Origin of the sequence: Mesorhizobium amorphae (genome assembly GCF_014843845.1) — a bacterium.
In the GTDB taxonomy this organism is placed as follows: Bacteria; Pseudomonadota; Alphaproteobacteria; order Rhizobiales; family Rhizobiaceae; genus Mesorhizobium; species Mesorhizobium amorphae_A.
Window position 1 is genome coordinate 176,642 of sequence record NZ_JHQS01000051.1, and the last position, 12,475, is coordinate 189,116.

Below are 12,475 nucleotides of genomic sequence, written 5' to 3' on the forward strand. Positions count from 1 at the left end.
CAGTCGGAGGTATCGATAATTCTACTGCGGCGGTCATCTGACGCGGCGTTCTGCGCTTCCGGTGCTCACGGACTTCAATGTCCGCTCCGCTCCGGTTCTCGAAAGCCACGCCACCTGACTCGCCGCAGCGAATTCTCGAAGCCTCCTCAGGCTCGTCCGAACCCACCGGGCGTCGGCGTCGTCAGGATGACGGCTTCGCCGGCGTCGAGCACGGTCTGGTCGCAGGCTTTCAGCATCTCGACCGAACCGTTGTTGCGGCGGACCCTGGTCGAGCCAGCCTCGCCGTCGCTGCCACCGCTAAGGCCCTGTGGCGGGCGGTTGCGGTGCGAGGACAGGATTGCGCATTCCATCCTTTCGAGGAAGCGGATGGCGCGCTTGGTGCCGTCACCGGCACCCCATTTGCCCTTGCCACCGGAACCCTCGCGGATGTGGAAATCCTCGAGCAGGACGGGAAAGCGCAGTTCCAGCACTTCCGGATCGGTTAGACGCGAATTGGTCATATGGGTGTGGACACCGGAAGTGCCGGCGAAACCGCGGCCGGAGTTCATCCGGCCGGCCGGCGAGCCGGAGCAGATCGTTTCGTAGTACTGATACTGCTTGTTGCCGAAGGTGAGGTTGTTCATCGTGCCTTGCGCATTGGCCATCGCGCCCATGGCGCCGAACAGAGCGTTGGTAACATGCTGCGAGGTTTCGACATTGCCGGCGACGACGGCGGCCGGATAGGACGGTTTGAGCATGCAGCCGTCCGGGATAATTATGTTGATGGGACGCAGACACCCGGCATTCATCGGGATCATGTCCTCGACCATGACGCGGAAGGCATAGAGAACGGCGGCGCGGGCGACCGGCTCGGGTGCGTTGAAATTGTTCTTCATGACCGGCGAGGTGCCCGTGAAATCGACTGTCGCCTCGCGCTTTTGCCGGTCGACCGTGATCTTCACCTTGATGACCTGGCCGGTGTCGGTCGGATACTCGTATTCGGAACTGTCGGGCAGGCGCTCCAGCACGCGGCGCACGCTCTCGGCGGCATTGTCCTGGACGTGGCCCATATAGGCCTCGACGACATCGAGGCCGAAATGCGCGACCATCTTGCGCAGTTCGGCGACGCCCTTTTCATTGGCGGCGATCTGCGCCTTGAGGTCGGCGATGTTCTGGTGCGGATTGCGGGCCGGGTAGGGGTGGTCGGTGAGCAGCGTTTCCAACTCGGTCTCGCGGAATTTTCCGCGATCGACGATGCGGAAATTGTCGAACAGCACGCCTTCCTCGTCGACCGTTGTAGCGAGCGGCGTCATCGAGCCGGGAGCGGTGCCGCCGACGTCGGCATGGTGGCCGCGCGAGGCCGCCCAGAACAGGATTTCCTTCTTCGCGTCGTCGAACACCGGCGTCACCACCGTGATGTCGGGCAGATGCGTGCCGCCATTGTAGGGCGCGTTGAGGGCGAAGACGTCGCCGGGGTGGATGTCGCCCGAGTTCAGCCTGATGATGGTCTCGACCGAGCGGTCCATCGAGCCCAGATGCACCGGCATATGCGGGGCGTTGGCGACCAGCGCACCATGGCGGTCGAACACAGCGCAGGAGAAATCCAGCCGTTCCTTGATGTTGACGGAATAGGCGGTGTTCTGCAGCGTCACGCCCATCTGCTCGGCGATCGACATGAACAGGTTATTGAAGACCTCCAGCATGACCGGATCGGCGGCGGTGCCGAGCGCCGCCTGGCGGCGCTTCTTCTCGATGCGGCGCAGCAGCACATGGTTCCTGGCGGTGATTTCGGCCTGCCAGCCTGGCTCGACGACGATGGTCTGGTTGGGCTCGATGACCAAGGCCGGGCCGGAAACCCTGGTGCCCGGTTTGAGCGCCTCGCGACGGAAGACGCCGGTGTCGCGCCATTCGCCTTCGGCGAAGATTTTGCGGGTCTCGGAATGACTTACGACAAGATCTTCGGTTTCTGATTCACTTTCGTCGCGACCGCCGCCGCCAGTATCGGTGCCTTCAACGCCAACAGACTCTACGATCATCGGCTTGTCCTCGTAGACGAAACCGAACTGACCCTTGTGGGCCGCTTCGAAATCGATCCTGGCTCGCGCAATCGAGCCGTGTTCGAAGTTTACCGGCAATGCCGTGTCGGTGCCGTCATAGCGGATCTGCAGCACCGGCTTCGAGGAGACGGCATCTTCACCAATGCCCTGCGCGGCGAGCTCTTGGATGACGGCTTTTCGCAATGTCGCGATGAGGTCGTCGATCGCCGGCAGGGATCCCTCTGCCAGGGGCTGCAGCAGCGCCTGCTGGCGAGAGGCAAAGACTGACGACAGGCCGATGCCATAGGCCGAGAGCAGTCCGGAGAAGGGATGCATCAGCACCGCCTCCATGCCGAGCGCATCGGCGACGAGGCAGGCGTGCTGGCCGCCGGCACCGCCGAAGCAGTTCAACAGATATTCGGTGACATCATAGCCGCGTTGAACGGAAATCTTCTTGATCGCGTTGGCCATGTTCTCGACGGCAATGGTGACGAAGCCTTCGGCGACGGCTTCCGGCGAGCGGCCGTCGCCGATTTCGGCGGCGAGCGCCGTGAATTTGTTGTGCACGGTCCCGACATCGAGCGGCTGGTCCTGGCGCGGCCCGAAGATCGCAGGAAAGAAGTCGGGCTGCAGCTTGCCGAGCATGACATTTGCGTCGGTGACGGCGAGCGGGCCGCCACGCCGGTAGGCGGCGGGACCGGGATTGGCGCCGGCCGAATCCGGCCCGGCGCGGAAGCGGCCGGTCTCGTAGTGCAGGATCGAACCGCCGCCAGCGGCAACGGTATGGATGCGCATCATCGGGGCGCGGATGCGCACGCCGGCGACTTCGGTGTCGAAGGCGCGCTCGTACTCGCCGTCATAATGAGCGACGTCGGTCGAGGTGCCGCCCATGTCGAAGCCGATGACTTTTTCAAAGCCGGCGAGCTTGGCGGATTCGACCATGCCGACGACGCCGCCGGCCGGACCGGACAGGAGCGCGTCCTTGCCCTGGAACATATCGGCGGCGGTAAGGCCGCCGGACGACATCATGAACATCAGGCGAGGGCCAGCGCCCAGTTCCCCAGCCACTCTTTGCACATACCTCGACAGGATCGGCGACAGATAGGCGTCGACGACGGTGGTGTCGCCGCGGCCGACCAGCTTGATCAGCGGCGACACCTCATGGCTGACGGAGACCTGGCCAAAGCCGAGCTTGCGGCAGACTTTTGCCACCGCCTTCTCGTGGTCGGGGTACTTCCAGGCATGCATGAAGACGATGGCCACCGCGTCGATGCCATCGTGCCTGGCCTGCTCGATGGCCGGGCGGCAAGCAGCAATATCGAGCAATCGTTCGACGCGGCCATCGGCGCGGACGCGCTCGTCGATCTCGATGACCCGCTCGTAGAGCTGTTCGGGCAGCATGATCTCCTTGGCGAAGATGTCCGGCCGCGCCTGGTAGGCGATCCTCAGCGCGTCGCGAAAGCCCTTGGTGATGAGCAGCAGAACACGGTCGCCCTTGCGCTCCAGAAGCGCATTGGTGGCGACGGTGGTGCCCATCTTGATGTCGCCGACCAGCCCCGGCGGCACAGGCGCACCGGATTTCAGCCCGACCAGGTCGCGAATGCCCTGGATAGCTGCATCGGCATAGGCTTCGGGGTTTTCCGACAGGAGTTTTCTGGGATGCAGCCCGCCTTGAGGGTCACGGCCGATGACATCGGTGAAAGTGCCGCCGCGATCGATCCAGAAGTCCCATTTCTCGGTCATCGCAGCTTCCCGGCATTTCTCTTGTTTTATCTGTTAGTTCGCCATTCGTCGGACGGCAATCGCCAAGCTGTCTGAAGATGTTACATGCGGAAACGCAACGTTACGAAACTCATGGCCAGCTGATGCATTTCCTCTTCGACCGTTCACAGGACCGTGAGCGTTTTTTGAAGGAGAGATGTGATGAAAAAGCTCATTCTAGCGTCGCTTTCGGCGCTTGCCCTGCTTGGGGCGGCGGCGTGCAGCGACAGCGGCACCGACAACACCACAACGCAGAGCACAAATCCGCCGGCAGCCGAAGAGCCGATGCAGCCAGCCGCTCCGGCAGCTCCAGACGCTACGAAGCCTGCCGAACCGGCTCCGGCAGCACCTGCTGCGCCCGCGCAGTAGTATGAGATGAACGGAATTGCGAGCGAGCGCGATCGCGCCCGGTTGCATGGCAAGGGTTGGGTTGCTTCGTCAGGCGTCCCAAATCGATCGGGCCTGCGGCACTGTCTTCGCTTGATAGCGGTGGGCGGTTCGCACTAAGAAGCCCTTATGTCGATTTGGGACCGCCTCGGCGACTTCATCACACGCGTTTCGTCTTCAGCGTCGTCAGGCGTCGCCGATGTCGTGGAGGCCGTGCGGACCGTTTTCTCGGGTGACCCGGATCTGCGGCGCCGTGTCGCCTTTTCGGTGGCAATGATCGCGCTGTCGGCCAAGATGGCCAAAGCCGACGGCATCGTCACCCAGAACGAGGTGCGCGCCTTCCAGGAGATATTCGAGGTTCCGCCGAAGGAGACGCGCAACGTGGCGCGCCTTTACGATCTGGCCAAGCGGGACGTCGCCGGGTTCGAGATCTATGCCGCGCGCATGGCGCAATTGTGCGGCTCGGGCCATGCGAACTGCATGATGCTTGAGGACATACTCGACGGCCTGTTCCACATAGCCAAGGCGGACGGGATGATCCACGAACGCGAAGGCCTGTTTCTGCATCGCATCGCCGAGATATTCCGGATCGAAGAGGCACATTACCAGAGTATCCTGGCGCGGCACGTCGATCTGGGTGCAGCCGATCCCTATGTCGTGCTCGGCATCGAGCGCGGAAAACCATTCGAAGAGGTCAGGAAACGCTACCGCAAGCTGGTTTCCGACAATCATCCCGACCGGCTGATCGCTCGCGGATTGCCCCAGGAATTCATCAAGATCGCCACCACCAGGGTCGCGGCGATCAACGCCGCTTATGAGATGATCGAGCGGGGCCTGCGGCACGTATGAGCGGTTTCCTGCCCGACGAGCCGAGCGCCGAGGTCAGGGTATCGCCGAATTTCGGTCCGCGGCGCGACACGCTCAAGCCCGATATGATCGTGCTGCACTATACCGGAATGGCGACAGGCCCCGGTGCCGAGGCATGGCTGTGCGATCCGTCGAGCGAGGTTTCCGCCCACTATCTCGTCCATGAGGACGGCCGCGTCGTTCAGATGGTGCGGGAAAGCGACCGCGCCTGGCATGCCGGCAAGAGCTCGTGGTTCGGGCGCACCGACATCAACTCCTGTTCGGTTGGCATCGAGATCGTCAACCCCGGCCATTCACTTGGCTATCCCGCTTTTCCAAAGCGGCAGATGGACGCCGTGATCGGCCTCTGTGCAGGGATCGTCCAGCGCCATTCCATTCCGGCGCAAAGGGTGCTGGCCCATTCCGACGTCGCGCCGGGACGCAAGATCGATCCGGGTGAAAAATTCCCCTGGAAGGCCCTGTTCGCGGCCGGTGTCGGCCACCTCGTCCCTGCTGCGCCAGTCAGGCGGGATGCTGTGCTCAAGGCAGGCGATACGGGTTCGGATGTCGAGGCGCTGCAGTCTATGCTGGCGGTCTACGGCTATGGGGTGGAGATATCGGGTGTGTTCGACCGGCAGACCGGGATCGTGGTCGAAGCCTTTCAGCGGCATTTCCGCCCGCGTCTTGTCGATGGCGTCGCCGACGGCTCGACAATCCGCACGCTGCAAAGGCTGCTGGCTTCCTCTGAGGCAATCCTGGCGAAGTAATCCTTTTTGAGTCGATAAATTACAATCTGTCACGCAAAGTGACTTGCGCCGCCTTCTTTGCCGCCAATTCGGCCTTCAAAGGCGAACCGTGCAAATTGTCGGACCTCTATCCTCCCGGATGTACCGATATTGATTGGTGTAGCCGCGTGAAGTTCTTCACGCGGTTCAAACAGAACAGGATACCATGCAGAAATTGACCGTTTTAACGGCAGCTGTTGCTGCCGGCGTAATGACTTTTGCCATCGGTGCGGCCAATGGCGCACCACTGAGCCAGAGGGCAGACCAGGGATTCTCCGCCGTACCCGTCAAGGCTGCCCCGCCTAAAGCGGCTCAGGGTGCAAAGGCCAAGAGGACGGCCACTGCGAAGGTCGAAAAGGCAGCTGCGGTGAAGGCCCGAAAGCCGACGGCCAAACGGCATGTGAAGCGCAACAGGAAGAGCATCGACCTGACGACGACGGCATCCATCCGCCCGCAGAATGTCGCGGTGTCTGCAGTTGCGCCAGCCGAGGCCGGCCAGTATTCGGCGATCATCGCCCGCTATGCGGCGGCCGAAGGCGTGCCGGTGTCGCTGGCCAAGGCTGTGATCAAGATCGAGAGCAACTACCGGCCGAACATTGTCGGCGGCGCCGGCGAGATCGGCCTGATGCAGATCAAGCCGGCGACGGCGCGGATGATGGGCTATACCGGGTCGGTCAAGGGGCTGTTCAATCCCGACACCAACATCCGATATGGCATGAAGTATCTGGCCATGGCCCGCGGCCTTGGCGGCGGCACGACCTGCGGCACGATCCTGAAATACAATGCCGGCCACGCCGCCAAGCGCATGAACCCTGTGTCGGCCGCCTATTGCAGCAAGGTGAAGGTGCAGATGGCCGCGCTTGGGACACCTGCGTGACCGTCCAGGCATAAGCTGCTTTTTTCGTTTGCGTTTTCAGGCGTGAACCCCTTTATACGCTCTGCCAGCTGGCCGGGCGGCCGCACCCGCGAAGCCGAAAGGCTGCGGGTGAGGAAAGTCCGGGCTCCATGGAGACACGGTGCCGGTTAATGGCCGGCGGGGGCGACCCCAGGGAAAGTGCCACAGAAAGCAAACCGCCACGGCATCCGGTGTCCGCAAGGCCACCGGGATTCGCGGCAAGGGTGAAAGGGTGGGGTAAGAGCCCACCGCGCGACTGGCAACAGGAGCGGCACGGTAAACCCCACCGGGAGCAAGACCGAATAGGGGCGGTGCGAGGGGAAACCCTCGAGGGCTGTTTCCGGCTCACCGTCCGGGTAGGTTGCGTGAGGCGCATGGCAACATGCGCCCAAGATGAATGGCCGCCACGTTCTCGCGCCGCAAGGCGCGAGGGCCATACAGAACCCGGCTTACAGGCCAGCTGGCAATTTCTCCCGCAATTTCTTGGTTCAAACGAAATCCTTTTGATTTCGGTAGCTTACGCCTTCGGGCGCAGCTGTCGATTCAACTTGGAGTCGATGCCGATGATCTTAATTCGTGATCGGTCCTTCGAAGGCCGGGATTACCCGGTCAGCCGCTGATCCTGTCCAGCGATGCTTCAATCGCCTGCCAGAGCTCTTCCACCGGTTCGCAGCCAATCGACAGGCGCACGAAACCCGGCGCAACGGCGTCTCCGCGTTTGGCGCGCCGTTCGGCGGAGGTGTGGACACCGCCGAAGGAGGTCGCCGCCTCAATCAGTGGGCAGTTGTTGATGAATGCCTCGGCTTTCTCTTCCGAGGCCAGTTCGAACGAGACGAGAAAGCCGAAGCGTTCCATCTGGGCGCGGGCAAGATTATGTGACGGGTCGCCTTCCAGCCCAGGAAAGCGCAACCCGCTTACGGCGCGATGATCCTTCAGCCTTTGCGCGATGATCTCAGCCGAAGAACACATGCGGTCGAAGCGCACGTCCAGTGTTTCGAGGCCGCGATGCACCAGCCACGCCTCGAACGGTCCAGGGATGGCGCCCGACATCTCTCGCCAGCCGGTCACGGCAGCTATGATGTCGTCGCTGCGGCTGGCGACGTGGCCGAACAGCACGTCGGAATGGCCGTTGGTCGCCTTGGTGTCGGCGGAGACGACGATGTCGGCGCCGAGGTCGAGCGGGCGCTGGCCGAAGGGCGTCATCGCCGTGTTGTCGGCAACGAGGATCGCGCCGGCTTCGTGGGCAGCCTTGGCGACGGCGGCGATATCGCAAATATCCAATTGCGGGTTCGAAGGGGTCTCGACGAAAGCCAGGCGATAGCCGGCGAAGCCACCGTCGAGAAAGGTCGATGTCGGCCGCAGGTCATAGGCAATACCGAATGCTTTGAGGAAGCGCTCGGCCAGCGCTCGCGTGGCGTGATAGCCGTCCGATGGCAAAAGCACGCGGTCGCCGGACTTCAGAAGCGCGAAGAAAATCGCCGAGATCGCGGCCATTCCGGACGGGAAGCCGATGCATCGGGCGTTTTCCAGATGGCCAAGAGCGTGCTCGACGGCATCCCAGGTCGGATTGCTGTAGCGGCCATACTCACTGAAGCCGGTCGCATCCCCTGGCGTGTGAAAGATGGCGGCCATCGTCAGCGGCAAGGGGATCGGGTCGCCCGTGGCGAATCTGCTGTTGCGCAAATGGGCAAGTGCTGCGGCGCGTGACCTGGCTGTTTCGGACATCGATCTCACACCTTGTTGCCGACGGAAGAAGACCGGGTGACGCTATGCGTGCCAACGGTTTGCAGCAAGCGCCCTCCGGTTGGGCCACGGGGCTCTAAACCCTTCGTTAGGCTTAATAGAGGATAAAGACGGGAGTGCCGTCACAGCTGCGTTCTCAGGTTGTCGCGCGCACGTTTGTGAAGCCTGTTCCCGTTGACGCCCATAGTGCCCCATGATATCCCATTTCGATACCAAAGCCTTCGTTCCGCGTCAGGGTGAAGCGTACGCCAATCGGGCAGCCGGGGCGGCTGCGCGTTTGCGCGTTTTTGCCTCGGCGGACGGAGCGAGTTTTCGGAAGGGACCGCGCTGCGGCGGTGCGGGCGAAACGATGAAGAGGGGTGCGGCGGCGGAAGCGGCTGTAGCGCGTAATGGACCGGTTTCTGTCAAGCGCGGTGAACAGGATCGATGCGAAGGGACGGGTTTCCGTTCCGGCGCATTTCCGCTCGGTCGTGCAGAAACGCGGCTATTCGGACCTCTATGCACTGCGCTGCCTGGATATCCCGGCGATGGATGTCGGCGGTCTCGACCTGCTCGACCGCTACGAGCAGCGCATCGCGCAGGAAGATCCCTTCCTGCAGACGGCGGACGACATGTCGTTCTTCTGTCATGGCGACGGGACGTTCCTGAAACTGGACCAGGACGGTCGCATCACGATGACCGATTTCATCCGCGAGCATACCGGCATTTCGGCGGAAGTGGCCTTTGTCGGCCGCGGCAATTTCTTTCAGATCTGGGAGCCGGGGCGGCTTGCCGCCTATGGAGCGCAGGCGCGCGCCCGGCTTTTGCAGCTTCGGCAGGGGACGAAGCCTGGGGAGCGACTGGAATGATGGTGGGCGACGGCGATGATCTTAACGCCGTTGGCGGACCAGTCCGTCACATTCCGGTCCTCCTTGCCGAAGTGCTGGAAGCGCTTTCACCCAAAGCCGGCGACGTAGTCGTCGACGGCACGTTCGGCGCCGGCGGCTACACCAAAGCCATTCTTGCGACCGGTGCTTCGGTCGTGGCCATCGACCGCGATCCCGATGCCATCGCGGCTGGTCGTGTTCTCGAACAGCAATCGGGTGGCAGGCTGCGGCTGGTGCAGGCGCCGTTCTCGACGTTGGACGACCATGTCGAAAGCGCCGACGGCGTTGTACTCGACATCGGTGTCTCCTCCATGCAGCTCGACCAGGCCGAACGCGGCTTCTCGTTCCGCAACGATGGGCCGCTCGACATGCGCATGGCGCAGGCTGGCTTGAACGCGGCCGATGTCGTCAACAGTTTCAAGGCCGGTGATCTTGCGCGCATCTTCGGCTTTCTGGGCGAGGAGCGTCACGCCGGCCGCATCGCCCGCATGATCGAGAGCCGCCGCGAAAAGCGGCCGTTCGAGCGCACGCTCGACCTCGCCGACGCCATCGAGACGCATATCGGCCGCGCCCCGAAGGACAAGATCCATCCGGCGACGCGCGTCTTCCAGGCGCTGCGCATCTTCGTCAATGACGAGCTTGGCGAACTGGCCAAGGCGCTGTTTGCGGCCGAGCGTGCGCTTAAGCCCGGTGGGCGGCTGGCGGTGGTGACGTTCCATTCGCTGGAGGACCGCATCGTCAAGCGCTTCATCGCCGACCGCTCGGATGCGGCGAGCGGCTCGCGCCACTTGCCCGAGGCGCAGGCGCGGATGGCGACTTTTCGCAAGGCCGGCAGCGGCGTGACGGCGGGCGATGCCGAGATCGCGGCCAACCCGCGAGCACGTTCGGCCAGGCTGCGCGCGGCAATCCGCACCGAGGCGCCGGCGCGTAGCAGTGACTTTTCGATTTTCGGCCTTCCAAAGCTTCCCGGCATCGACCTGCCGGGAGAGAGGTGAGCACGTGTTTCGTACCAGCGACATAGTCCTTATCGCGGTCATGGTCTCGGCGGCCGCCCTGACCTACAAGACCAAGCGCGAGGCCGAGGAACAATTGGCGGCGGTGCAGAAGATCCAGGCGCAGATCCACTATGAGGAGGACACGATCGACCTTCTGAAGGCGGACTGGAGCCTGCTCACCCAACCGTCGCGCCTGCAGAAGCTGGCCGAAATCTACAAGTCGCAGCTGGGACTCGAGCCGGTCAATGCGCGCCAGATCGTCGGCCTCGACGATCTTCCGGCAAAACCGGTCAACATCGAGGACCTGTCGTCGCAACGGCTGGGAGGCATGGCCGACAATTCCGGCAAAGGGCCCTCGGACGGCAAGGATCCCGTGGTGACCGGAGGCATCGTCCAATGATCGCCAGACTTCCAGTAATGGGCAAACTTCCAAAGATCGGCAGCCTGCTGAAGCGTCGCGCCAGGCTCGGCGAAGGCGGCTCGATCGTCGTCGATGGCGCCCGCAAGGCGACCGGCGGCAAGGCCAGGACGCGCATCGTGATGACGATGGCGGTGTTTTTCGGCATCTATTCGGCCATCGCCGGCAGGCTGGTCTATCTCGGCTTCCAGAATCCCGACATGTCGGGCGGGCCGCAGAGCCGGGTGACCGCGTCGCGGCCCGATATCGTCGATCGCAACGGCGAGGTGCTGGCGACCGACATCAAGACTGCCTCGCTGTTTGCCGAGCCACGCCGCATTGTCGACGCCGACGAGGCGATCGAGAAGTTGTCGACGGTGCTTCCCGAGATCGACTACGAACAGACCTATCACAAGCTGAAGAGCGGCGCCGGCTTCGTCTGGCTGCAGCGGCAGCTGACACCGAAGCAGCAGGCCGACATCATGCAACTCGGCATCCCCGGCTTTGGCTTCCGTACCGAAAAACGCCGGTTCTATCCGGCCGGCGAGACCTCGTCCTACATTGTCGGTCTCACCAACATCGACAACCAGGGCATTTCCGGGATGGAGAAATATGTCGACGAGCAGGGTCTGACCGACCTTCAGGCGTCGGGACTGGCAGTGGCCAGGGATCTGAAGCCGGTGCAACTCTCGATCGACCTGCGCGTCCAGCACATCGTGCGCGACGAGGTGGCCACCGGCATGGAACGCTTCCACGCCATCGCCGCCGGCGCCGTCGTGCTCAACGTCAAGACCGGCGAAGTGCTGGCGATGGCGTCGGTGCCGGATTTCGACCCCAACAATCCCTACAATGCCCAGGACAAGGACCGGTTGAACCGCATGTCGGCGGGCCTCTACGAAATGGGTTCGACGTTCAAGAGCTTCACCACCGCCATGGCGCTGGATTCAGGCAAGGTGACCCTGGAGAGCCGGTTCGACGCCTCGCGCCCGATCAGGATCGGCCATCAGACCATTCATGACTTCCACGGCAAGGGGCGCGTGCTGTCGGTGCCTGAGGTGTTCATCTATTCCTCCAATATCGGCTCGGCCAAGGAGGCCGAAGCGGTGGGCATCGAAGGGCATCGCGAATTCCTGCATCGGCTGGGCATTCTCGAGAAGATGCAGACGGAACTGCCCGAGGTCGCGCGCCCGACCGAGCCCAAGGTGTGGAAACAGGTCAATTCGATCACCATCGCCTTCGGCCATGGTGTGTCGACGACACCGCTGCAGACCGCCGTCGGCTGCGCCGCGCTGATGAATGGCGGCTACCTTATCGAGCCGACATTCCTGCCTCGCACGCAGGAGGAAGCGATGGCGGTGGCCAAGAAAGTGGTCAGCGAAAAGACCGTCGAGGGCATGCGCTATCTCTATGCGCTCAACGCCGAGAAGGGCTCGGGCAAAAGCGCCAGGGTCCCGGGCTATCGCGTTGGCGGCAAGACCGGAACGGCTGAAAAGGTGGTCAATGGCCGCTACTCGAAGGACAAGAATTTCAATGCCTTCGTCGCTGCTTTCCCGATGGACGACCCGCAGTACATCGTGCTGACGATCGCCGACGAACCGAAGCCGGAAAAGCCCGGCATGGGCGCCACCGCGGCCTCGAATGCGGGCGTCATGGCGGGCAATATCATCCGGCGCGCGGCTTCAATGCTTGGCGTGAAGCCAGATTTCAGCCATGAAAATGGTGCAACGCTGGTTTCCTATCAGTGATTCTTGGGGCGCGCCGGCAACTGCGCGCTATTTTGTTGCG

General features: G+C 62.9%; 10 protein-coding genes and 1 other RNA gene. 9 read left to right on the top strand and 2 right to left on the bottom strand.

The features are described 5' to 3' along the window. Nucleotides 1-146 precede the first annotated feature (146 nt). Entirely contained in the window at nt 147-3,758 is a 3,612-nt protein-coding gene (locus tag DH08_RS19240; protein ID WP_192180833.1) for a hydantoinase B/oxoprolinase family protein, read from the bottom strand. A gap of 180 nt (nt 3,759-3,938) precedes the next feature. On the opposite strand from DH08_RS19240, the gene DH08_RS19245 reads away from it, so the two are divergent. The 5 genes from DH08_RS19245 to rnpB all read left to right on the top strand — a co-directional run bounded on the left by DH08_RS19245 (nt 3,939) and on the right by rnpB (nt 7,157). Beyond that, entirely contained in the window at nt 3,939-4,145 is a 207-nt protein-coding gene (locus tag DH08_RS19245) for a hypothetical protein (RefSeq protein ID WP_192180834.1), read from the top strand. A gap of 147 nt (nt 4,146-4,292) precedes the next feature. Beyond that, on the top strand, nt 4,293-5,012 hold the full coding sequence (locus DH08_RS19250) for a J domain-containing protein (RefSeq protein WP_192180835.1): 720 nt from the start codon (nt 4,293-4,295) through the stop codon (nt 5,010-5,012). After that, nucleotides 5,009-5,776: an N-acetylmuramoyl-L-alanine amidase gene (locus DH08_RS19255; protein WP_192180836.1), complete on the top strand. Its 768-nt coding sequence runs from the start codon at nt 5,009-5,011 to the stop codon at nt 5,774-5,776. The genes DH08_RS19250 and DH08_RS19255 overlap by 4 nt, the downstream gene beginning before the upstream one ends. Before the next feature lie 184 nt (nt 5,777-5,960). Continuing rightward, nucleotides 5,961-6,671: a lytic transglycosylase domain-containing protein gene (locus DH08_RS19260; RefSeq protein WP_192180837.1), complete on the top strand. Its 711-nt coding sequence runs from the start codon at nt 5,961-5,963 to the stop codon at nt 6,669-6,671. A gap of 64 nt (nt 6,672-6,735) precedes the next feature. Beyond that, nucleotides 6,736-7,157, top strand: an RNA gene (gene rnpB / locus DH08_RS19265) — RNase P RNA component class A. A 141-nt stretch (nt 7,158-7,298) separates the two neighbouring features. Here the strand turns inward: rnpB and DH08_RS19270 are convergent. Continuing rightward, nucleotides 7,299-8,414, bottom strand: coding sequence for a cystathionine gamma-lyase (locus DH08_RS19270; protein ID WP_192180838.1), 1,116 nt, complete (start codon nt 8,412-8,414; stop codon nt 7,299-7,301). A gap of 407 nt (nt 8,415-8,821) precedes the next feature. On the opposite strand from DH08_RS19270, the gene mraZ reads away from it, so the two are divergent. Genes mraZ through DH08_RS19290 form a run of 4 tightly spaced genes read left to right on the top strand, consistent with a single transcriptional unit; the run spans nt 8,822 to nt 12,435 of the window. Then, nucleotides 8,822-9,280 carry a division/cell wall cluster transcriptional repressor MraZ gene (gene mraZ / locus DH08_RS19275; RefSeq protein ID WP_192180839.1) on the top strand — a complete coding sequence of 153 codons (459 nt, stop codon included), beginning with the start codon at nt 8,822-8,824 and terminating at the stop codon, nt 9,278-9,280. Further along, nucleotides 9,277-10,293: a 16S rRNA (cytosine(1402)-N(4))-methyltransferase RsmH gene (gene rsmH / locus DH08_RS19280; RefSeq protein ID WP_192180840.1), complete on the top strand. Its 1,017-nt coding sequence runs from the start codon at nt 9,277-9,279 to the stop codon at nt 10,291-10,293. The genes mraZ and rsmH overlap by 4 nt, the downstream gene beginning before the upstream one ends. A 4-nt stretch (nt 10,294-10,297) precedes the next feature. Further along, nucleotides 10,298-10,693: a cell division protein FtsL gene (gene ftsL, locus DH08_RS19285; protein ID WP_192180841.1), complete on the top strand. Its 396-nt coding sequence runs from the start codon at nt 10,298-10,300 to the stop codon at nt 10,691-10,693. Continuing rightward, nucleotides 10,690-12,435: a peptidoglycan D,D-transpeptidase FtsI family protein gene (locus tag DH08_RS19290; protein WP_192180842.1), complete on the top strand. Its 1,746-nt coding sequence runs from the start codon at nt 10,690-10,692 to the stop codon at nt 12,433-12,435. The genes ftsL and DH08_RS19290 overlap by 4 nt, the downstream gene beginning before the upstream one ends. Nucleotides 12,436-12,475: the final 40 nt, after the last annotated feature.